Here is a 21,091-nt window from a genome sequence, read left to right on the forward strand (position 1 = left end):
GCTGATTAACCATAGTCCTTAGCTTCTTAAAGTACGGTTAATGGCTGAGCACGAAAATGAAAACCCATGAAATTCATGGGCTTGCATCGTGCTCAACACGAAGTTTCGATGATGAGTAGAATTTTATGCGCCTTCTGGCGCGATCACATCTTAACGAGGAAATGCGGCCTTATGCACATGCTCGAGGCTATCCATCACCGCGATGCCGAGCGCGAGGATCTCTTCGCTCGGGTTGACGAGGTCGGGCACCATGATGGTCTGCATGCCGGCCGCATGGGCAGCGCGGACACCGGCATGACTGTCTTCGAGCGCAAGGCAATCGACCGGATCGACGCCAAGCCGGCCGGCCGCCGTGAGGTATGGCTCGGGGTGCGGCTTGGGGTTGACCACGTCGTCCCGCGTGACGACCGTATCGAACATGTGCAGAAGGCCCGCGGCGCTCAGATGATGCTGGGCATGCGGATTGCGCGACGACGTCGCCACGGCCAGCGGAATGCCGCGATCGCGCAGGGCGGCGATAAATTCCTCGACTCCCGGCTTGATCGGCACGCCCCCATGCGAGCGCTCACGCATGCTGACACGGCACTTTTCGTCGAACAGCGCGTAGGGGAAACTGACGCCATAGGCCTCGATTAGCAGCTGATTGGTGCGCTCGTGGCTGCCGCCCACCATGGAACGATGCACGTCGTCGGTCATTTCGAAGCCAAGATCGGTGCAGACTTCGAATACGATGGTCTTGAAGACAACTTCAGTGTCGAGCAAGGTGCCGTCCATATCGAAGATGGCGGCCTTAAAGGGGGCAAGCTGTATCATCGATGATGATATAGGCCGATTTGACAGCCTGCGCCAGACTTCCGCCCGCAAGCGAGCCCTGCACGAAGGGCTCGGCAAGAGCCGAGAGACCATGACCGATTTCATTCCTGCCCGCCGTCACCAAGAGCTTGGGCCGGACTTTTTCGATCCCGTGGCGCCGGCGGATTTTCCGCAAACGATCCTCCGCCATCGCGATCAGCGCTGGGCCGGACGGATCGGGCTCGACGCACTTTCGGACGATGATTGGCTCCGCCATTTCGGCCGGTTCGAACCGCTTCCCGGTTCGCTCGAACAGCCGCTGGCGCTCCGCTACCACGGTCATCAGTTCCGCACCTATAATCCCGATCTCGGCGACGGGCGGGGCTTTCTTTACGCGCAATGCATCGACCCGGCAGATGGCCGTCTTCTCGATTTCGGCACCAAGGGCTCTGGCAGGACACCCTGGTCGCGCGGCGGCGACGGCCGCCTGACGCTCAAGGGCGGCGTGCGCGAAGTCTTGGCGACCGAAATGCTCGAAGCCTTAGGCGTCTATACATCAAAGAGCTTTTCGCTCGTCGAGACGGGTGAAGCGTTGCAGCGCGGCGACGAGCCCTCACCTACCCGCTCGGCCGTCCTGACCCGGCTCAGCCATAGCCACATTCGCATTGGCACTTTCCAGCGCCTGGCCTTTCTCGAAGACGAAGCCAATCTCCGGCGCCTCGTCGATTATTCCATTGCCAATTATTATCCGCACCTGCTCGGCAATGCCGATCCTGCCGCCGCGCTCCTCGGCGCGGTCGTCGAGCGCGTCGCCCTGCTCGGAGCGCAGTGGATCGCGGGCGGCTTCGTCCATGGCGTGCTCAACACCGACAATATCAACATCACCGGCGAGAGTTTCGATTACGGCCCCTGGCGCTTCCTGCCGGTCTATGACCCCGATTTCACTGCCGCCTATTTCGACGAAACCAGCCTTTATAGCTTTGGCCGCCAGCCGGACACGCTGGCCTGGAACCTGACGCGTCTTGCCGAATGTCTCCTGCCGCTTTCGAGCATCGAGGCGCTCGAGCCGGCGCTCAACACCATCTGGCCGATCTTTCGCGACTATCTGCCCCGCGCCTTTCTGCGCCGGCTGGGTCTCCTCCCCCGCGATGAAGAAGAAAACAGTGCGCTCGTTACCGCCATGTTCGGTTTTCTCACCGCCACCAAGGCGCCTTACGAACAATTCTTCTTCGATTGGCGCGGCGGCGCCATGAGCGCGGAGCGCGCGGCCAGGGGAACCGCAGCCGCGTTCTACACCAATGACGCCTTCCGCCCGCTCGCCAATGCCCTCGAAGCTTTCGAGCCGGCGAGCGACGTCAATCTCGATCATCCCTATTTCGCGCGCGACAAGCCGCGCACGATGCTGATCGAGGAAATGGAAGCGATCTGGGCGCCAATCGCCGAACATGACGATTGGAGCCTTTTCCACAAGACGCTCGCGGAGATTGCCGAAATGCGTGCGGCCTACGGGATCGTGCCTTAGCCTGCGACCTTGGCGACGGTTGCCCGCGCCCCTTCATCGAACAGATTTTCGAGATGGCCGATCACGGTCGTGCGGAACGTCTCGTTATCGGCCAGATCGGACCCGAAAATCTCGGTCAGCGAAGACAGACCCTCGAACAGCGCCACCGGATCGTCGCCAGCATCGGCAGCGATCTCGTGCATCTTGAGCGCGTGCGGATCGCGCACGTCGATCTCCTGGCCCTTTTCGTCTACGCCCGTCACGTAGCGCATCCAGGCAGCAACCCCGAGCCCGAGCCGGCTGAAGTCCTGCCCGGCCTTGAGACGATCGCGGATGGTTCCGAGCAGGCGCTGCGGCAGTTTTTGCGAGCCGTCCATGGCGATCTGCCAGGTCCGGTGTTTCAGCGCCGGATTGCGGAAGCGCTCGAGCAGCTGATCGCGATAGGCGCCAAGATCGGTGCCGGGCATGTCGAGCGTCGGCATGGCCTCGTCGGTCATCAAACCATGGATGAGCTTGACATAGGCATCGTCGCCCATGACCTCGGCTATATACTGATATCCGCCGAGGTAGCCGAGATAGGCCATGGTCGAGTGCGAACCATTGAGCATGCGCAATTTCATGAGCTCGAACGGCTCGACATCCTCGACCAGCTGCCCGCCGACCTTTTCGAAGGCTGGGCGGCCGGCGGGAAAATGATCCTCGATCACCCACTGGGTAAAGGGCTCGGTCATGATCGGCCAGGCGTCTTCGGCGCCGATCAGCTCGGCAACCTCGGCCCGATCGGCATCGGTCGTCGAGGGGACGATGCGATCGACCATGGTGGAGGGAAACGCCACATCCTTGACCCACTCGCCGAGCGTTGGGTCGCGCAGCGCGGCAAAGCGGGTGACGATGCGCTTTGCGGTTTCGCCATTGGACGGGAGATTGTCGCAGCTCAACACCGTGAACGGCGCAGTCCCCGCCGCCTTGCGCCGCGCCAGCGCCTCAACCAGCATGCCGGGCGCTGATTTAGGCGCATTGGGATTGGCAAGATCATGCACCACATCCGGATGCCGCTCATCGAGCTCGCCCGTCGCCGGATCGTGGCAATAGCCCTTTTCGGTTACCGTCAGCGACACGATGCGGATCGCCGGGCTTGCCATCAGCTCGAGCAATGCCTCGCGCTCGGTATTGGCATCCATGACCGAAAGGATCGAGCCGATGACGCGCGGATGCGTCCCCTCCGCGTCGCGCACGGCGATAGTATAGAGCCCGCCCTGCGGCTCCAGCGCCTCCTTGGTGTCGGGGCGCCGCAGACTGGCCCCGACGATGCCCCAGCTCGCGTCTTGTGCCAGGAGATCGTCGACATAGACTGCCATATGCGCGCGATGGAAAGCGCCGATCCCCAGATGGACGATGCCTGGCGTGACCTTTGCGCGATCATAACCCGGCACGCCGATCCCCGATCTGAGGCCGCCAAGGATTTCAGGGCTGAGGCGCGGGCTGGTCATGACGGCTCCAAGTCGATCAAATCGGGCGCAGCATAAAGCCTTCCAATCTTGTATGGAAGTGTGCATGTCGGGTTTGCGGTCTTGCCGCGCTGGAACCTGACCGGCATAAGGTTTTTGAAGTGGGAGGATCAAACCATGGCAAAGCGCATCGTCAGCATCGGCGAATGCATGATCGAGATGAGCGGCGGTGAAGACCGCACCTACCGTCTCGGCTATGCGGGCGATACGCTCAACACCGCCTGGTATCTGCGCGCCTTGCTTGGCAAGGATTGGGCCGTCGATTATGTCACCGCGCTTGGCACGGACCGCTATTCCGATGATATTCGCGCGTTCCTCAAGTCCAACGCTATCGGCACCGATCATATCGGCACCGTGCCGGAGCGGCGCCCGGGCCTTTACATGATCCATCAGGATAAGGGCGACCGGCATTTCACCTATTGGCGCGATCAGTCCGCGGCCAAGCTTTTGGCCGACGACAAATCCGCCCTGCAAAAGGCGGTGGAAGGCGCGAGCCTTGTCTATTTCTCCGGCATAACCCTCGCCATTCTCGCGCCGCGCGCCCGCGGGCGGCTTCTCGGCGCCATCGTCAAGGCGCGCGACAATGGCGCGAAAATCGCCTTCGACACCAATCTGCGCCCCGCCCTCTGGTCAAGCCCGCGCGTCATGGCCTCGGTGCTCACGGCCGCCGCCAGCCTATGCGATATCGTTTTGCCCACCCACACGGATGAAGCCCCGCTCTTTGGCGACGAGACGGTGGAGGATACGGCCGAGCGCTATCTCGAAATCGGGGTCGAGGAAGTCGTGGTCAAGGACGGGGCGAAGGAAGCGCTGATCGCCACATCGACCGAGCGCGTCAAAATTGCCCCGCCGCCGGCTGGAAAGGTGGTCGACGCCACCGGGGCCGGCGACAGTTTCAATGGCGCCTACCTTTCGGCACGATTGAACGGACGATCGATCCGCGACGCCGCGGCAGAAGCCCACCGCGTCGCAGGAATCGTCATCGGCCACAAGGGCGCGCTCGTGGAGCCGAAATTCCTCAAATAGTCCGGCTCTACTCGCCTTCCATGTTCAAAAAATCGTCCGCGCTCAGCACGATTTTTTCGTCGATCTTGCCGACTGCCTTCTTGTCCTTTCCCTCGTAGTCGAAGCCTTCGAGCACGGTCCGGATGACGTTGAGCCGCAGGCGCCGCTTGTCGTTGGCGCGAATGACCGTCCAGGGCGCGTGCTTGCTGTCGGTTCGCTCGAGCATCCGGTCGCGCGCATCCGAATAGGCATCCCACTTGCCGAGCGCTTCGATATCGATCGGCGACAGTTTCCAGATTTTCAGCGGATCGTGCCGGCGATCGTGAAAGCGCTTGAGCTGCATTTCCCGGCCGATGGAGAGCCAGAACTTGAAGAGCCGTATGCCGTCGCGCGTCAGGCGCTTTTCAAACTCCGGCGCTTCCTCGAGAAAAAGCGCCGTCTGCTCGGGCGTGGAAAAGCCCATCACCGGTTCGACACCGGCACGGTTATACCAGGAGCGGTCGAACAGCACCATTTCGCCGGCTGCCGGCAGCCAGTCGACATAGCGCTGGAAATACCATTGCGTCCGCTCTCGGTCATTGGGCTTTGGCAAGGCCGCGATGGTGTTGTAGCGCGGGTTGAGGTTTTCAAGAATCGTCTTGATGGTTCCGCCCTTGCCGGCGGCATCGCGCCCTTCGAAGACGAGAACGATCCGCTCGCCTGCCTTGGCCATATGGTCCTGCAGCAAGACAAGCTGCTTTTGCAGCGCATAGAGCTGCGTGTCATACTCCTCCCGGTCGAGCTTTTCGTCATAGGGGAAGCCGCCCGACCGGAGAGCCGCCTTCCTGATGGACTGGGGAAGTTCGGGATCATCCAGGTCGAAACTCGAAAGAGGGTCGTTCACACTGTCGCTCCATTGTTACACTCAGCGTGCTAGAAGTTCCGATCCCGCGCAAGAGGCGGGCGCAAGCACTTGAATAAACCGCGGAAAATGGACGATTCACAGCTGCATCAAAGCCAGCATCCCAGCGAGGCCGTCCTCGCGCGGCTGGCCGGTTCGATCGCGCTCCTCGCCGGGCTTGCCGGGCTGTTCATCGCCCTCGTTCTCTTTGGCAATCTCAGGCCCGACATTGCCTTTCTCGGCTATGTCGTCGCCGTGGGCTTCGTCGCGTTCCTGCCCATGCCGGTCAGAACCATAACGCGTATTGTTGAAACACCGGTTCCGGTCGAACTGCCAAAGGCGGAAGACGATAAGGTCATCGCGGCCTTTGCCGAAGCGCTCGGCGAACCCTGCCTCGTGCTTGACGGACGCGGCGCGGTATCTTACCGAAACCAGGCAGCCGCACGGCAATATTCCAATGTCCAGCCCGGCAAGGTCCTGACCCTTGTCATGCGCAATCCCGAGCTCGTCGGCGCCGTCGATGCCGCCCTGCGCACGGGCACGCCGCACAGTTTCGAACTCCACGAAACCCTTCCGAGCGAAACCTGGGATCGCGTCACCGTCGCCCCCATCCGGCATCCGGAGAGCGACTGGCTCGAGCAATACGACCGGCATCTGCTCGTCACCTTCCAGAGCCTGACGGAATTGAAGCGCGTCGATGCCATGCGCACCGATTTCATCGCCAATGCCAGCCACGAATTGCGCACCCCGTTGGCTTCGCTCCTCGGCTTCATCGATACCCTTCTCGGCCCCGCGGCGCGGGACGCCGTGGCGCGCGAAAAATTCCTCGGCATCATGCGTGGCCAGGCCGAACGTATGAGCCGGCTCATCGACGATCTTTTGAGCCTGTCGCGCATCGAAATGTACCAGCACGTCCGGCCCACCGGCTCTGTCGATCTTGCCGGCCTTCTCCGTGAAGTGCGCGAAGGCCTGCAGACCCAGGCCAAGGCAGCTGCTCTCGATGTCGTCCTCGATTTGCCGGACGGCCCGGTGCCCGTTACCGGCGATCGCAGCCAGCTTTATGAAGTCTTCGAAAATCTCGTCGATAACGCCATCAAATATGGGGGCGAGGGCAAGACCGTCGAAGTCTCGCTTACGCCGATCAATCGCAGCGGTTTCCGGTATCTCGTCAGCGTCGTCGACCACGGCCCGGGCGTCGAGCCCGAACACGTGCCGCGCATGACCGAGCGGTTTTACCGCATCGAGGTTGAAACCAGCCGCAAGAAGAAGGGCACGGGTCTCGGGCTTGCCATCGTCAAGCACATCGTCCAGCGCCATCGCGGCCAGATGTCGATCAGGAGCAAGCCCGGCGAGGGCCTGCGTGTCGATGTTATGCTGCCATAGCGCCTCGAAAGCGGGGACCGCTAAGCCGGATCAAAACTCCCCGGCGCTGGCATTTCGACCATCCCGGTCGCAAAGCGCCTGGCATTGCTGACATAGCGGTCGGCCGATGCCGCGAGCCCGGCAATCGCGTTTTCATCGAGCATCCGCACGACCTTGCCGGGCGCTCCGACCACCAGTGAATTGTCCGGAATCTCCTTGCCCTCGGTAATCAGCGCATTGGCGCCGATGAGACAGTTCCTGCCGATCCGCGCCCCATTGAGCACCGTCGCGCCCATGCCGATCAGGCTATTGTCGCCGATCGTGCAGCCGTGAACGATAGCGCCATGGCCGATGGTGCAGTTTTCCCCGATGGTCAGGGGAAATCCCTTGTCGGTATGGAGCACGGCGTTTTCCTGCACATTGGTGCGCGCGCCGATGCGGATAGGCTCGATGTCGCCGCGGGCGACGACGCCGAACCAGATGCCGACCTCAGGCCCCAGGATGCAATGGCCGACGATCACCGCCGTCGGCGCGATCCAGCCGATATCGGGGTCGACTTTCGGCACGACACCGTCGAGGGCATAAAGGGGCATGGGCCTCTCCCGTCACAATATGACGCCATACTAGCCGCTGCTGCCCCGGCTTTTCTAGACGCGGCCTGCCATAGCCCGGTCGAAAATGTCGAGCGCCCGCTCTTTCGTGAGTTCGATCGGATTGCCGCCTGCCGTCGGATCGAGGATCGCCATGTCGCCGATCTTTTCGCGCTGCGCGCTGTCGACACCGAAATCCTTGAGAGTATGGGGCACTTCGAGCCGGAGCCGCAGGCCGATCACGGCATGGAGGAAGGCATCGAAACTGGGCGCCAGCCCGAGATAGGCCGCGAGCCGGGCGATCTTGGCTTCGATCGCCTGCTTATTGGCCATCAGCACATAGGGCATGAACACCGCATTGGTCATGCCGTGATGGGTATCGTAAAGCGCGCCGACCGGATGGCTCAGCGCGTGGATCGCCCCCAGCCCCTTCTGGAAAGCCGTAGCCCCCATCGCTGCCGCGCTCATCAAATGGCCGCGCGCTTCAATATCGTTCGCGTCGAGCACCACCTTGGGCAGGTTCTCGAACACCAGCCGAATGCCTTCGATGGCAATGCCATCTGCCAAGGGATGATAGCCCGGCGCACAATAGGCCTCGAGGCAATGGGCCAGCGCATCCATGCCCGTGCCGACGGTGATGAACTTGGGCATCCCCACCGTCAGTTCGGGATCGGCGATGACGACCCTGGGCATCATCAGCGGATGAAAGATCACTTTCTTGGTGTGGGTCGTTTCGTCGGTGATGACCCCGGCGCGCCCGACTTCCGATCCGGTGCCAGCAGTCGTTGGCACGGCGACAATGGGAAAGATTCCCTTAGGATCGGCGCGGGTCCACCAGTCGCCGATATCCTCGAAATCCCACATCGGCCGCGTCTGTCCGGCCATGAAGGCAATCACCTTGGCCGTATCGAGCCCTGAGCCGCCGCCAAAGGCAATCACCCCGTCATAACCGCCCTCGCGCAAAACCTTGATGCCTGCCTCGACATTGGCGGCGATCGGATTGGGTTTGACGTCCGAGAAAAGTCCGACCTCGATGTTTTGGGCCTTCAGATCCGCCAGCACCTTTTGCGTCACTGGCAGCGCTGCCAATCCCGCATCGGTCACCAGCAGCGGTTTTGAAATTCCCGCCACCTTCAGCGCATCGGGCAATTCGGCGATACGCCCCGCCCCGAAGCGGACGGCGGTTGGATAATTCCAGTTGGCATTGGTCATCTTGGCCTCATATTTCTGACGAACTCTCCGTCGTCATTGCCGGCGGTCCCGGCAATCCATCTCGCCTCCGCTTGGGACCACCGGAACAAGCCCGGCGGTGACGATAGAACGGAGAGAAACCCTCACTTGTGCCTCGAACGACGAGGACACATCCCTAAACCCGCTTGAGATGAAAACTCTTCGGCTGGGTCAAACTATGATACCCGATCTCGCTCAGCGCCCCGCCCTTGCCGGTATCCTTCACACCGGTCCAGACGAGTGCGGGATCGAGATAATCGCAGCGATTGGCGAAGACCGTGCCGGTCTCGACCTCTCTGCCGATCCTTGCCGCCGCATCGAGATCGTCGGTCCAGATCGAGGCCGTCAGGCCATAGGGGCTGTCGTTCATCAGCGAAATCGCTTCGGCATCGTCCGCGACCTTCATGATGCCGACAACCGGCCCAAAGCTTTCTTCGCGCATGACGCTCATCTGGTGATTGACCCCGGTCAACACTTCCGGGGCGAGATAGGGCCAACCTGCCATATCCCGCGGGTCGCTCCAGTTGAGGTGCCGCGTCGCGCCGGCACGCACCGCTTCCTCGGTCTGGCGCCGCACATGATCGGCAAAGCCGCCACGCGCCATCGGCCCGACAATCGTTGCCGGGTCGAGCGGATCGCCGAGCGTCCAGCCGCGTGCCTGGCCGATGAAGCGGTCGACAAAGCCGTCATAGACGTCCTTGTGCACATAGATGCGCTCGACGCCGCAGCACGATTGTCCCGAATTAAAGAAACTGCCATCGACGAGATTTTCCGCGGCATAATCGAGATTGGCGTCCGCCCGCACATAGGCTGGGTCCTTGCCGCCAAGCTCGAGGCCCAGCGTTGCAAACGTTCCGGCCGCCGCCTTCTCGATCCGGCGCCCGCCTTCAACCGAGCCGGTGAAATTGATGTGGTCGATCTCGCCCGAGCCAACCAGTTTTTCCGTGTCGGCATGGCTGAGGACGAGGTTCTGGAAAATGCCTTCCGGCAACCCGCCCGCCTTTGCCGCCGCCGCAAAGCGTTCCCCCGCGAGAAGCGTCTGGCTCGCATGCTTTAAAAGCACCGCGTTGCCCGCCACGAGGGCCGGCACAATGGAATTGATCGCCGTCAGGAATGGATAATTCCAGGGCGCGATCACCAGCACCACACCCAGCGGCTCAAGCGCGATATAGCGGGTAAACCCCTCTTTCTCCGGCCGCATCGACGGGGTTAGCGCCGCCTCGGCAATGCCCAGCATGTGCCGGCTGCGCTCTTCGACCCCGCGCTTCTCTGCGCCAAAGCGGATCGGCCGGCCCATCTGCCAGGCCAGTTCAGGCACGATCTCGTCGTTCATCGCCAGGAGCGCATCGACCATCCGCCCCACCGCAGCAACGCGCTCCGCCACCGGCACCGCGCGCCACGCCCGCTGCGCCGCCTTGGCCCGCGACACCGCCGCTGCAATCTGCGCGTCATCGAGCGTCTGCCGCTCGGCAAAGATTTTTCCGTCGATGGGAGATATGATCTGGACCGTCTCGGTCATGCTTTTAGTCCGTTCAAGTCGTTATTGTAACGCTGCAGCTCGGAGAATTTCCCGTTCCTTCGTCACTACCGGGCTTGTCCCGGTAGTCCATGCCTTCCGTGGGGTGGATTGCCCGGACAAGCCGGGCAATGACGGGGAGGATGGTTTGCTGGCCAGGCAAAGGCTTGGTCAGCTCCGCTCGAACCCACGCTTGCGCTCCCAATCGGTCACGCGGCGATCATATTCGAACTGCTCCCAATTGCCGGTGTGCACATAGTGCCCGACCACCTCGGGCCCGAAAGCATCGATCAGCATCTTTGAATTTTCCAGTGCCGCCACCGCATCGCGCAAGGTCTTGTGCACCTCGCGCAGGGCGCTGCCCGCATAAGCATCGCCCGAGAAGGCCGGTTCCAGCTCCAGCTTTTCTTCGATCCCCTTCAATCCTGCCGCCAGGAGCGCGGCAAAGGCGAGATAGGGATTGAGATCGGCCCCACCGATGCGGCACTCGACACGAACCCCTTTGGTGTTCTCCCCGCAAAGCCGGAACCCGGCAGTACGATTGTCGCTCGACCAGATCGCCTTGGTTGGGGCAAAGGTGCCGACCTGGAAGCGCTTGTAGGAGTTTATGTAAGGCGCGAGGAAATAAGTGATGTCGCCGGCATAGGTCAAAAGCCCGGCCATGAAATGCTTCATAAGTTGCGACATGCCGAGCGCGTCGCTCTCGTCGACGAACTGGTTCTTGCCGTCCTTGGCGAGCGACATATGGATATGCGCTGAAGACCCGGCGAGGTCATAGGCCCACTTGGCCATGAAGGTGACCGCCTTTCCCTGCGCAAAGGCGATTTCCTTGGTGGCGTTCTTGATGACCACATGCCGGTCCGCCATGGTCAGGGCCTCGGCATAGCGGACGTTGATCTCTTCCTGCCCCGGGCCCCATTCGCCCTTGGAATTCTCGACCGGAATGCCCGAGGCATGGAGCTGATTGCGCAGCGTGCGCATCACGCCTTCCTCCTTGGTGGTCTGGAAGATGTGGTAGTCTTCGATGTAATAGCCGGCCGCGGTCAGGTTCTGGTAGCCCTTCTCGTGCGCCGAGCGGAACGTTTCGTCGAAAAGATAGAATTCGAGTTCGCTCGCGAAATTGGCCGATAGGCCCATGGCTTCCAATCGCGCCAATTGCCTCTTGAGGATGTTCCGCGGTGCGTGCGGAACGGGCTCGTGATGGTGATGGTCAACGAGATCGGCCAGCACCAGTGCCGTACCCTCGAGCCAAGTGCACTTCATCAGCGTCGTCATGTCCGGCTTCATGACGAAATCGCCATAGCCCTTGCCCCAGTTAGCGGCCGCGTAGCCGGGCACCGGCTCCATGTCGATGTCGTCGGCAAGCAGGTAATCGCAGCCATGGGTCTCGTCCATGGCGCCATCGAGAAAGAACGCGGCCTGGAACCGCTTACCGATCAGCCGCCCCTGCATGTCGGGGAACGCGACGAGCACGGTATCGATCCGGCCTTCGGCAACATCTTTGCGTAAGCTGTCGAGCGCGTAAGTCAACGTGTCCTCAATTCTCTTGCCCCTCTCCGGTGTCATCCCCCGCGAAAGCGGTGACCTCTGTTGAACGGTAACGAAGGTTCCGCTTTCGCGGGAATGACCCGGTCAGTGGGTTAGTCCTATGCCTTGGGCGCCACCGCCGCGGCTACGGCCGCATCGCCGCGATGCTCGAGCGCGAACTCTTCCTCCGGCGACAGGATCAGCTTGTGCCGTCCGATCAGCGCGAAATAGACGACGCCAACGGCGCACCAGAGGATCACCCAGATGACTCCCTTGAAGAAGTTCGGGTCCTGGAGCTGATAGAAGAGCGTCACTGCCGCAATCACGATCGTCAGCACCGCGCCGGGAATGCCAACCGGCGAGCGGAACGGCCGCTCGATGTTGGGCTGGTTGCGCCGCAAGATGATGAAGCTCAGGGCCTGCATGATATAGCTCAACATGGCGCCGAACACGGCCATGTTGAGCAGCACCGAGCCGATGATATCGTCGCCGAGCTGGGTTTCGCCCGGCCCCCCACCGCCATTGACGAACCAGATGGCCAGCATGACGACGAGGCCGAGCGTTGCGCCCGCGATCATCGCTAGATGCGGGGTCTTGTATTTTTCATGCGTCACCGACAGCGCCGAGGGGAAGTAGCCCGCCCGGCTCAGCGAATAGACCTGCCGGCCTTGCGCATAAAGATTGGTGTGGAACGAGGCGATGAGCCCGATCAGCGCCACGATGCCGAAGAGCGGGGCTGCCGCATCGCCATAGATGGCGCGAATGCCATCGAGCGCCGGCTCGAGCGAAGAGCCGAGCGCAAAGCTGCCGACACCGGGAATGGAGGGATTGAGCAAGACGATCATGAAGGCCGAAAGCAGCAGCGTGCAGAAGCCGAGAAGAATGCCGCGCGGCAGGTCGCGCTTGGGATCGACCGATTCCTCGGCCGCCAGCGGCACCTGCTCGATGGCGAGGAACAGCCAGACCGCGAAGGGCAATGTCGCCAGCACACCCTGCCAGCCAAACGGGAACCACGATCCATTGCCCTCGGGCAGTTCGACGGCCGCGCCATCCGGCCCGGCCCCGATGTTCAAGGCCCAGCGCCCGAAATCGATATTGGGCAGCGCGCTCACCCAGAAAAACGCAAGGCCGGCGAGCGAAATCAGCGTAACGACCAGCGTTACCTTGTAAGACAGCGCCACGCCAAAGATGTTGAGCGCGAGGAAAATGGCGAAGAACACGACCCAGAGCAGTGGATAATAGGCCGTATCGAGCCCGGTGATCGAGCCGAAATAGCCCGAGATGAAGGTGCAGATCACCGCCGGGGTCAGCACATATTCGACATTTTCGAAAAGCCCCGTGATGAACCCGCCCCATGGCCCCATCGAGGTGCGCGCAAAGGAATAGGCCGCGCCAGTATGGGGCAGTGCCGGGCTCATTTCGGCGATCGATGAAACCAGGCCCAGATACATGACCGCGATGACGATGCCGGCGACCAGCATGCCGCCCCAGCCGCCGGTCATGAAGCCGAAATTCCAGCCGGAAAAGTGGCCCGAGATCACCGCGCCGACCCCGAGCGCCCAAAGGCTCCAGATGCCGGCATAGCGCTCGAGCCCGCGCTTTTCGAAGTACGACTTGTCGCGCGTCGCATAAGCGACGCTCCCCACTCTCTTGGTCTCAGCCATCTTCCAGTCCCCTTGGTTATGCTGAACCCTTGTGTCTCGTCCCTAATGCACCGGCGCTGGCCGGCGCTTCAGGCGCGCCGCCTCCAAACTCCGCGCGAGCAGACCCGCCCAGCGGCGCGCTCCTTCGGGCGAGAGAATTTCGTCATTGCGGATTTCGATCATAGTGGCATCGAGCCCATTGCCGTCGCCGTGCTTTTCGAGTGTCAGCGTCACGCCGTTGAGCGCGGCATAGGGCTCGTTCCAGCCGGTATTGAGGTCCGGCCTTTCCGCGGCCAGCGCGTCGCGGAGGCTTTTGGTGAAGCGCGTGTCGCGTCCGTGGATGAGGCCGATCGGCCAAGGCCGCGACAGTCCGAGAAAGACCGGGGTAAAGGAATGCATGCAGACAAGGATCGTGTCCTTGCCGGCATTGCGCCGGGCTTCGAGCAGCATCTCGATGGCGCCATGAAAGGGCCGGTGATAATTGGCGATCCGGAACTGGCGCTCATCTTCGCTAAGGTTGTCATTGGCCGTAATGCGGGTCCGCTCCGAAAGCGTCCAGATGAGATCGGGCGCATCGAGCGCGCGATTGCAGTCGATGATCAAGCGCGAGACCGTGGATTCGACGAGCGGCGCATCGAGGCTATCGGACAGATTGCGGCTGACGGCCAGGGCGCCGGGGTCCCAGGCGATGTGGCTCAGCCTTTCGGTCGGGGACAGCCCGAGATCGCCATAGCGCTCGGGAATGCGGTTCGAAGCGTGATCGCAAACGATGACGAAGGGCGAATTGCCCCGCGCATTGGTCACCAGCACCGCTTTTTGCGCCTCATCGTCCATATGGCCTCATGGAACGAGCGTTAACCTTTTGGATACTAGCGCCAAATGGGCCAGTCCTGTCAATCGAGGCTCTGAGACCGCGCGCGGGCCATTGACGGGGGCAATATCTCTGCTGCTAGCTTTGGGGCGGAGGACCCATGCGCATCATCGATACCCATCTACACCTGATCTATCCCGATCGCCTTTCCTATCCCTGGCTCAAAGGCGCGCCGGCGATCAACCGGCCCTGGCCGGCCGACACCTATTGGGCGGAAGTTAAGACCCTGGGTATCGAGCAAGCACTCCATATGGAGGTCGATGTCGCCGAACCCGATATCGAAAGCGAAACGGCTTTCGTTCTCGGCCTTCCCGGTATTGTCGGCTGTGTCGCCGCCTGCCGCCCGGAACTTGCCGACTTTCCCCGGCAGCTCGACCGGCTTCTTGCCATCGGCGGGACGCGGATCAAGGGCCTGCGGCGCATCCTTCACGAGGTCGACGACGCCGTCAGCACGCCGCAGCTCTTTGCCGACAATCTCGGGCGTCTCGCCCTGCACGGGCTCACCTTCGATCTTTGCCTTCGTGCCGACCAGCTCCATCTCGGCCTGGCGCTGGCGCGGAAACTGCCCGAGGTCACCTTCATCCTCGACCATTGCGGCAACCCCGATATCAACGGCATTGGCCTTGACCCGTGGCGCGCCGATCTTAGGGCCATTGCCGGCTTGCCCAACGTCCAGGGCAAGGTCTCGGGCATCGCCAATCATTGCGATCCGGATTGGACAACCGAAACGCTGCGGCCCTATGTCGAACATGTCATCGACAGTTTTGGGTGGGACCGGGTCGTGTTCGGCTCCGATTATCCCGTTGTCACCAAAACCGGAACGCTCACGCGCTGGGTCGAATCCCTCCGCGAAATCGTCGGTTCCGACAGCGCGGAGAACCAGCAAAAGCTCTTTGCCGGCAATGCCGAGCGGATCTATCGCCTTGCCTAATGCATTGTGTCAGGCGCTACGCAAGGGCGCGGCACGGCGTTAAGACCTGACTGGCCACGAAATTGAATTGCGCCGCGTCCGGTCGCGTGAGATTCTGATTGCGAGGAACGGGGAGACTACCTATGGCCCAGAGTGCTGACCGCATCGCGGTCTCCACCTGGTCGTTGCATCGCCTTTTGGGCACGACCTATGCACACGACCTGACGACGTCCGCCATCGGTCCGGGCGAAGACACCTATGGCGAAGGCAGCGAATCCCTTCTGGGACTGCCCTCGGTGCTCGCCAATCATGGCTATCATCGCCTCGAGATCGTCTCCTTCCATATGCGCAGCCGCGATCCGGTCTATCTCGCCGAGCTGCGCGAGCAGCTGCGCGTCTCCGAAGTCACGCTCCAGACCCTGCTGATCGATGCCGGTGACATCACCGACCCGGTCAATGGCGCGCGCGACACCGCCTGGATCGCCGGCTGGATCGAGGTCGCGAACGAGCTCGGCGCCGAAAATGCCCGCATCATTGCCGGCAAGCAAAAGCTGACACCCGAGACCATCGATCGTTCGGTCGCGGCTTTGCGCCAGTTGGCCGATGCCAATTCCGGGGCGCCGCTACGCCTCGTCACCGAAAACTGGTTCGATCTGCTTTCGAGCCCGAGCGTCGTCCATGAGGTTCTCGATCGGCTCGAAGGCAAGGTCGGGCTTCTCGGAGATTTCGGCAATTGGTCGGGTCCGGGCAAATACGAAGACTTGGCCTCGATCTTTCCGCGCGCCGAGCTTTGCCACGCCAAGGCGAGCTTTGCCGATGGAGAGCTCGACGAAGCCGATTATGGCGCGTGTGTCATGGCCGCGGAAAATGCAGGCTATAAGGGCCCCTACACGCTGATCTTTGACGCTGAGCATCCCCACGAATGGGCCGGCCTTGCCCAGGAACGCGATTTCATCCTCTCGCGCCTCGACCAGGGCTGAGCCAATGCGCATGGCGCGACCCGCGCAGCGGCGGGCGGTTCGATCCAAAACCGATCAGCGCGAGGTCCCCGTGCTCTCGCGGCTTGCCGAGATTGCGCCGGTCGGTATGCTCCTCACCGGGCTCGACGGGGCCGCGCGCTATCTAAACCCGGCGTTCACGCGCCTCCTCGGCTATCGGCTCGACCCAGAAGACGCCCTTGACGGCTTCGACCTCCTCCACGGGAGCGATGCCCATGCCGGCCGGCAGCGCCTCGAGCGCCTCGCGCGCGGGGAAGCCGAGCTTTATCGCGGCGAACATCGCATGCGCCACGCCGATGGCCAGCCCATCTGGGTGATGCTCGCCGCAGCGCTTGCGCGGGACGCTGAGGGCGGGCCCGATTGCGTGATGATCCAGGTCACGAGCATCGAACTGCAAAAGCGCGCCGAGGAAGCGCTGGCCCATTCCGAAAGCCGCTGGAACTTTGCGCTCGAAGGCGCCCGGCAAGGCGTCTGGGACCACGATATCCGCAACGACACCATGTTCTACTCGCGTATGTGGCGGCGCATGCGTGGCATTGCCGACGACGAGGTCATCGGCAAGGATCACCAGGACCAGTGGATATCGCGCGTCCATCCGGACGATGTGGCCCGCGTCCTCACCGATATCGAAAAGCAGGATCGCGGCGACGAAAATTTTGACGCGCTCGAATATCGCGAACGGGCCCGCGATGGCCGCTATATCTGGATCATGAGCCGCGGCCGTCCGGTCGAGTGGGATGAAGACGGCAATGCCCTGCGCACCATCGGCACCGATACCGACATAACCTATCTCAAAACCATCGAGCAGGAACTGGCTGCCGAAAAGGAACGCCTGCGCGTCACGCTCGAAGCCATTGCCGATGGCATGATCGCCACCGATGCGCAGGGCAAGGTGACTTTCATCAACCCCGCCGCCGAGCATTTCACCGGATATTCGGCGCTCGAAGCCAAGGGCCTTCCGGCCGAAACCGTATTGCCGCTCCGCTATCATTCCGAAGAAGCCGCGCCCTGCCCCGCCATTTTGTGCCTGACCCACGGCGAGACGACCGAAATTGCCGATGAGGTGGTGCTGGTTTCGCGCGACGGTCATCGCCGGGACATTCGCTGCCTGGCCTCCCCGGTCCGCACGCCCGAGGGCAGGATTTCCGGCGCCGTCCTCGTCTTCCAGGATGTGACGCAGAGCCGGGCCCTTCAGCGCCAGCTCGCCCATTCGGCCAGCCACGACGATCTGACGGGCCTTCCCAACCGCGTCGCGTTCGACCGCGCCCTCAACCACGCCATCGCGTCAGCGCGCGACCAGCGCCGTCGGCATTGCCTCCTTTATATCGATCTTGATCGCTTCAAGCCGGTCAACGACACGGCCGGGCATGCCGCGGGCGATGCGCTCCTCAAGCAGGTGGCCGAAACCATCCGCGGCGCCTGCCGCGAGCATGACCTCCCCGCCCGTATCGGGGGCGATGAATTTGCGGTGCTGCTCGAAGATTGTCCGCCCACCAATGGTCGGGAGATCGGAGAAAAGATAGGGCGTGCCATTGCCTCGCTCGTTTTCTCCTGGGTCGGCCGCGATTATAGGATCGGCGCCAGCATTGGCCTCACCACCATCGCGCAAAGCCCGGCTTCAGCGCTCGGCTTCATGGGCGAAGCGGATGCAGCCTGCTATGCCGCCAAGGCAGGCGGGCGTGGCCAGCTCGTCTCTTTCGGCGATATCAGGACCGCTCACCCATAATAGACGCCGATGCGCTGTCCGCCGATCTCTGTCTCATGGATTATTCTGAGCATATCTTCTCGGAAACCCGCCTTGACCGGGCCCGCCATGTCTAGGCCGATGGCGCATAAGTCTCGGCGCAAAGGGCGATGAAGCTCTTCATTGCCGCCGAAAGCGGGCTCGACTTCCGTCGCGCCACAAGCAATTGCCGCATGGCCCAGGTTTCCGCGAGGGGAGCGCAGACAAGGTCAGTGCCGGCCAGGAGATGAAGGCTCGTCGAGCGGAGAAAGCCGATGCCGAAGCCGGCTTCGACCATGCGCACCAAGGCGGGAAAGCTTTCGACGCGGAGCGATTCGTCGAGCGGCGTCCCGCGCTTGGTCGCCGCGTCGGCAAGCAGGCGATCGAGCGAACCGGAATGGTGCACGCCAACCACGCGATAGGGCAGCGTCTGATCAAATGAGATGGCCTTGCGTGGCTCGATCTGCTTTGCCAGCGGATGGTCGGGCGGCGCCAGAACCCAGACCCGCTCGTCCTCGAAGGGGCGGATATCGAAGCGGGCAAAATCGTAGTTGTCCGAAACGATGGCAATATCTGCCCGGCCTTCGTCGAGCGCCAGCAGCGCCTTGGCAGCGCCCATTTCGGCGATGGCGATCTCGATGCCCTCGAATTTCCTGGCGTAGCGGGCAAGCAGTTCCGGCAGGCGCCCGGTCAATGCCGATCCGGTGCAGGCAAGACGCAAGCTGCCTCGCTGGCCCGATCCATATTCGGCCATGACGGCATCGAGGTCGGCGATGGCCCGCAGCACGGTGCGGCAGCCTTCGGCATAGGCTTGCCCGGCACTCGTCAATTTGACGCCCTGGGCCGACCGGTCAAAGAGCACGACGCCGAGACGCGCTTCGAGATCGGAAACGCGCCGGCTCACGGCCGATGAAGCAATGCCCTCGCGCTCGGCGGCGCGGCCGATCGAGCCGGTCTCGGCCAGCAGCAAGATAAGGCGCGCGGTAACGCTGTCGAAAGGTGCCATGTCGTCTCCCCACCGGCACCATAATGATCAAGCCCGGGAGAGCAAATGTGCGCTGCAGGTTTTGACGATTTTTCCGTGCGAAAGCGCATGCGTTACGCGCAAAGTCTGCAGCTCAACCCGCTTGCAGGGCGATCAGTCCACGGATCAGGTAGAAAATGCCGATGCCGGTGACGATATAGCGGGTCCAGCGCCGAAACCCCTCGTCGCTCAAGCGCTGCAGGATGCGATAGCCGACATTGGTGCCGATAATGGCAAAGGGGGCTGCGATGAGCGCAATGATCCAGTCGCCCGGCGCCATTGCCGAGGCCATGGCGCCATAAAAAACGATCTTGGCCGAATGGGACAGAACCTGCGCCGCCGCCTTGGTCGCAATGACGGTGCGCCGGTCCATTTCGGTGCGAATAAAGAAGATGTCGATGGTTGGCCCGGCGACGCCGACCGCCAGATTTAGTCCCGATCCGAAAAAGCCGCAGAGAAAACCGTGCACGGGCTTGCTGGCATCGAGCGCAAGCCAATCCTTCGGAATCCAGACGAGGATCGGCATCAGGCCGACGGCGATGCAGACGGTAACGAAATCGGGCGTGTAGCGGATGATGAAGAGAAGTGCTGCGGCCGTCAAAAGCCCGAGGAGAATGGTGCCGAGGATGCGCCAGTCGATATAGGCCCGCGAAAAAATCGCCCGCGAGCCGTTGGCAACCAGCTGGATCGCGCCTTGGACGGCAATGGCCGTCGCCACAGGCAGCAGGGCCATCAGGCCGGCGAGGAGGATCATGCCCCCCGCCATGCCGAAAATGCCCGACAGGATCGAGGTGCAGAAGGTGGCGAGGGCGATCAGGGCCAGGACGAGGGGTGACATGACAACAGGATGACTGAGCCGGCGCCGCGGGGCCAGCCAGCTTTGGGCAAGGGGTCATGCCAGTGCGACGCGGCTAGGGGTCTTGGAGCAGTTCCGGATAGATCTTTGCCGAACACTGCCGGTTGTTTTCATCGAGCTTGGCCTGCTCTTCAGGCGTCAGCACGCCGGAATAGACCTTGTCCCAAAGATTATCCTCGGTCAGTCCTTCGAGCCCGCATTGGCAATAGATGGTGCACATTTCAGCGCTTGTTCCGGCAGCTTCACAAGTCGCCTGACACGAGCCGAGGAAATCACGCTCGCGCAGCGCATCCTGCGTGCCGAGCAGCATCGAGAGTGGCACGATGATGGCAAGCAGCACCGGCTGGTGGATGAGATAGAATGGGAGGCTCCAGCGGCCGAGAAAAGCCAGCGCGCGCGGCGTCTTTCCCCTCGGCTGGATCGTCGCGAGCCGCGGCAATATGCGCGCCTTGGCGAGCCGCGTCGCAACAATGCCGACCAAGACGGCGCCAAACCAGGGAAAGACCGGAACGAGGTCATTGGTGACCGGTGGCTCGACCCAGAAGCCGAGCCAGGAAAACGGCTTCTCGTTGAAGAGCGGATCGGCAAAGAAAAAATGCGGCACGATCATCGCCACCGCGACCACCGCCGCAAGCCAGACCGGCACGAACAAGAACGGCAGGCCAAGCAACATGAACAGCGCGATGGCATGCAGCACGCCGAAATAGACGAAAGTATCGGGAAAGGTGAACCAGGTGCCGATGGTGATCGCCAGCGCGCCAGCAAAGACGAAAAGCCAGCGCCGCCAGAAGCTCTTCCAGCGAATGCCCTCCCCATGGCCGAGCACCAGCCCGACGCCGACAAGGAACAGAAAAACCGCCAGGATCGAGCGGGCGTAAAACACCCAGCGCGGATCAAAGCCGACATCGGCGCTGATAAAGCCGAAATACCAGAGATCCCAGCAAAGGTGATAGCTCGCCATGGCGAGAATGGCGACGCCGCGAGCAATGTCGATGGCCGGCAGGCGGCTCTTTTTCGCACTCAGTTCGGCCATGACACTGCCTTCATCCTGAAATCCGCCACCTCCTCCCGGCGCCTCCCCCATAGAGGGGAAGGTGAAGGACAGAGGTCAATCGCGGAAACTTCCTCAAACGCGATACGGCACCTTCCCCTTGA

General features: G+C 62.2%; 18 protein-coding genes. 6 read left to right on the forward strand and 12 right to left on the reverse strand.

The features are described from left to right. Positions 1 to 150: 150 nt before the first annotated feature. Positions 151 to 813 (reverse strand): HAD family hydrolase, encoded by a 663-nt coding sequence (locus VW35_RS13905; protein WP_046143677.1) that lies wholly within the window; start codon positions 811 to 813, stop codon positions 151 to 153. Positions 814 to 904: 91 nt separating this feature from the next. On the opposite strand from VW35_RS13905, the gene VW35_RS13910 reads away from it, so the two are divergent. Then, positions 905 to 2,314, forward strand: a complete 1,410-nt coding sequence (locus VW35_RS13910) for a protein adenylyltransferase SelO (RefSeq protein ID WP_046143678.1) — start codon at positions 905 to 907, stop codon at positions 2,312 to 2,314. Here VW35_RS13910 and VW35_RS13915 read toward each other — a convergent pair. Continuing rightward, on the reverse strand, positions 2,311 to 3,783 hold the full coding sequence (locus VW35_RS13915; RefSeq protein WP_046143679.1) for a mannitol dehydrogenase family protein: 1,473 nt from the start codon (positions 3,781 to 3,783) through the stop codon (positions 2,311 to 2,313). The two genes, VW35_RS13910 and VW35_RS13915, sit on opposite strands and share 4 nt — an antisense overlap. Positions 3,784 to 3,918: 135 nt before the next feature. Between VW35_RS13915 and VW35_RS13920 the strand changes: the two genes are divergently transcribed. Next, positions 3,919 to 4,827, forward strand: a complete 909-nt coding sequence (locus VW35_RS13920) for a sugar kinase (protein WP_046143819.1) — start codon at positions 3,919 to 3,921, stop codon at positions 4,825 to 4,827. Positions 4,828 to 4,834: 7 nt separating this feature from the next. Here the strand turns inward: VW35_RS13920 and ppk2 are convergent, their stop codons facing one another. After that, positions 4,835 to 5,689, reverse strand: a complete 855-nt coding sequence (gene ppk2 / locus VW35_RS13925) for a polyphosphate kinase 2 (protein ID WP_046143680.1) — start codon at positions 5,687 to 5,689, stop codon at positions 4,835 to 4,837. A gap of 87 nt (positions 5,690 to 5,776) precedes the next feature. Here ppk2 and VW35_RS13930 point away from each other — a divergent pair, with 87 nt between their 5' ends. Further along, positions 5,777 to 7,069: an ATP-binding protein gene (locus VW35_RS13930; protein WP_052951740.1), complete on the forward strand. Its 1,293-nt coding sequence runs from the start codon at positions 5,777 to 5,779 to the stop codon at positions 7,067 to 7,069. Positions 7,070 to 7,089: 20 nt separating this feature from the next. On the opposite strand, the gene VW35_RS13935 is transcribed toward VW35_RS13930, so the two are convergent. The 6 genes from VW35_RS13935 to VW35_RS13960 form a co-directional block, all read right to left on the reverse strand. Further along, positions 7,090 to 7,641 carry a gamma carbonic anhydrase family protein gene (locus VW35_RS13935; protein ID WP_046143681.1) on the reverse strand — a complete coding sequence of 184 codons (552 nt, stop codon included), beginning with the start codon at positions 7,639 to 7,641 and terminating at the stop codon, positions 7,090 to 7,092. A gap of 54 nt (positions 7,642 to 7,695) precedes the next feature. Continuing rightward, on the reverse strand, positions 7,696 to 8,850 hold the full coding sequence (locus VW35_RS13940; RefSeq protein WP_046143682.1) for an iron-containing alcohol dehydrogenase: 1,155 nt from the start codon (positions 8,848 to 8,850) through the stop codon (positions 7,696 to 7,698). Between the two features lie 154 nt (positions 8,851 to 9,004). Further along, on the reverse strand, positions 9,005 to 10,387 hold the full coding sequence (locus VW35_RS13945) for an aldehyde dehydrogenase family protein (RefSeq protein ID WP_046143683.1): 1,383 nt from the start codon (positions 10,385 to 10,387) through the stop codon (positions 9,005 to 9,007). 168 nt (positions 10,388 to 10,555) lie between these two features. Beyond that, on the reverse strand, positions 10,556 to 11,950 hold the full coding sequence (locus VW35_RS13950) for a glutamine synthetase family protein (protein ID WP_046143684.1): 1,395 nt from the start codon (positions 11,948 to 11,950) through the stop codon (positions 10,556 to 10,558). Between the two features lie 80 nt (positions 11,951 to 12,030). After that, complete coding sequence (locus VW35_RS13955) at positions 12,031 to 13,575, reverse strand: amino acid permease (RefSeq protein ID WP_046143685.1); 1,545 nt, start codon at positions 13,573 to 13,575, stop codon at positions 12,031 to 12,033. A gap of 42 nt (positions 13,576 to 13,617) precedes the next feature. Beyond that, a complete protein-coding gene (locus tag VW35_RS13960; protein WP_046143686.1) occupies positions 13,618 to 14,388 on the reverse strand; it encodes an N-formylglutamate amidohydrolase in 771 nt (256 codons plus the stop codon). A gap of 137 nt (positions 14,389 to 14,525) precedes the next feature. Here VW35_RS13960 and VW35_RS13965 point away from each other — a divergent pair, with 137 nt between their 5' ends. From VW35_RS13965 to VW35_RS13975, 3 genes are all read left to right on the forward strand, one after another. Continuing rightward, entirely contained in the window at positions 14,526 to 15,356 is an 831-nt protein-coding gene (locus tag VW35_RS13965) for an amidohydrolase family protein (protein WP_046143687.1), read from the forward strand. 122 nt (positions 15,357 to 15,478) lie between these two features. After that, complete coding sequence (locus VW35_RS13970; protein WP_046143688.1) at positions 15,479 to 16,315, forward strand: sugar phosphate isomerase/epimerase family protein; 837 nt, start codon at positions 15,479 to 15,481, stop codon at positions 16,313 to 16,315. Between the two features lie 10 nt (positions 16,316 to 16,325). Continuing rightward, positions 16,326 to 18,059, forward strand: a complete 1,734-nt coding sequence (locus tag VW35_RS13975; protein ID WP_161796913.1) for a PAS domain S-box protein — start codon at positions 16,326 to 16,328, stop codon at positions 18,057 to 18,059. 91 nt (positions 18,060 to 18,150) lie between these two features. On the opposite strand, the gene VW35_RS13980 is transcribed toward VW35_RS13975, so the two are convergent. The 3 genes from VW35_RS13980 to VW35_RS13990 form a co-directional block, all read right to left on the reverse strand. Beyond that, complete coding sequence (locus tag VW35_RS13980; RefSeq protein ID WP_052951742.1) at positions 18,151 to 19,062, reverse strand: LysR family transcriptional regulator; 912 nt, start codon at positions 19,060 to 19,062, stop codon at positions 18,151 to 18,153. A gap of 112 nt (positions 19,063 to 19,174) precedes the next feature. Further along, complete coding sequence (locus VW35_RS13985; protein ID WP_046143689.1) at positions 19,175 to 19,918, reverse strand: sulfite exporter TauE/SafE family protein; 744 nt, start codon at positions 19,916 to 19,918, stop codon at positions 19,175 to 19,177. Between the two features lie 73 nt (positions 19,919 to 19,991). Continuing rightward, positions 19,992 to 20,969, reverse strand: coding sequence for a heparan-alpha-glucosaminide N-acetyltransferase (locus VW35_RS13990; RefSeq protein WP_046143690.1), 978 nt, complete (start codon positions 20,967 to 20,969; stop codon positions 19,992 to 19,994). Positions 20,970 to 21,091: the final 122 nt, after the last annotated feature.

Source organism: Devosia soli (genome assembly GCF_000970455.1).
GTDB classification, from domain to species: domain Bacteria; phylum Pseudomonadota; class Alphaproteobacteria; order Rhizobiales; family Devosiaceae; genus Devosia; species Devosia soli.

Coding starts and splice junctions, on each gene's coding strand:
- VW35_RS13905 (WP_046143677.1), bottom strand. CDS start 813: ATGATACAGCTTGCCCCCTTTAAGGCCGCCATCTTCGATATGGACGGC.
- VW35_RS13910 (WP_046143678.1), top strand. CDS start 905: ATGACCGATTTCATTCCTGCCCGCCGTCACCAAGAGCTTGGGCCGGAC.
- VW35_RS13915 (WP_046143679.1), bottom strand. CDS start 3,783: ATGACCAGCCCGCGCCTCAGCCCTGAAATCCTTGGCGGCCTCAGATCG.
- VW35_RS13920 (WP_046143819.1), top strand. CDS start 3,919: ATGGCAAAGCGCATCGTCAGCATCGGCGAATGCATGATCGAGATGAGC.
- VW35_RS13930 (WP_052951740.1), top strand. CDS start 5,777: ATGGACGATTCACAGCTGCATCAAAGCCAGCATCCCAGCGAGGCCGTC.
- VW35_RS13935 (WP_046143681.1), bottom strand. CDS start 7,641: ATGCCCCTTTATGCCCTCGACGGTGTCGTGCCGAAAGTCGACCCCGAT.
- VW35_RS13940 (WP_046143682.1), bottom strand. CDS start 8,850: ATGACCAATGCCAACTGGAATTATCCAACCGCCGTCCGCTTCGGGGCG.
- VW35_RS13945 (WP_046143683.1), bottom strand. CDS start 10,387: ATGACCGAGACGGTCCAGATCATATCTCCCATCGACGGAAAAATCTTT.
- VW35_RS13950 (WP_046143684.1), bottom strand. CDS start 11,950: ATGACACCGGAGAGGGGCAAGAGAATTGAGGACACGTTGACTTACGCG.
- VW35_RS13955 (WP_046143685.1), bottom strand. CDS start 13,575: ATGGCTGAGACCAAGAGAGTGGGGAGCGTCGCTTATGCGACGCGCGAC.
- VW35_RS13960 (WP_046143686.1), bottom strand. CDS start 14,388: ATGGACGATGAGGCGCAAAAAGCGGTGCTGGTGACCAATGCGCGGGGC.
- VW35_RS13965 (WP_046143687.1), top strand. CDS start 14,526: ATGCGCATCATCGATACCCATCTACACCTGATCTATCCCGATCGCCTT.
- VW35_RS13970 (WP_046143688.1), top strand. CDS start 15,479: ATGGCCCAGAGTGCTGACCGCATCGCGGTCTCCACCTGGTCGTTGCAT.
- VW35_RS13975 (WP_161796913.1), top strand. CDS start 16,326: ATGGCGCGACCCGCGCAGCGGCGGGCGGTTCGATCCAAAACCGATCAG.
- VW35_RS13980 (WP_052951742.1), bottom strand. CDS start 19,062: ATGGCACCTTTCGACAGCGTTACCGCGCGCCTTATCTTGCTGCTGGCC.
- VW35_RS13985 (WP_046143689.1), bottom strand. CDS start 19,918: ATGTCACCCCTCGTCCTGGCCCTGATCGCCCTCGCCACCTTCTGCACC.
- VW35_RS13990 (WP_046143690.1), bottom strand. CDS start 20,969: ATGGCCGAACTGAGTGCGAAAAAGAGCCGCCTGCCGGCCATCGACATT.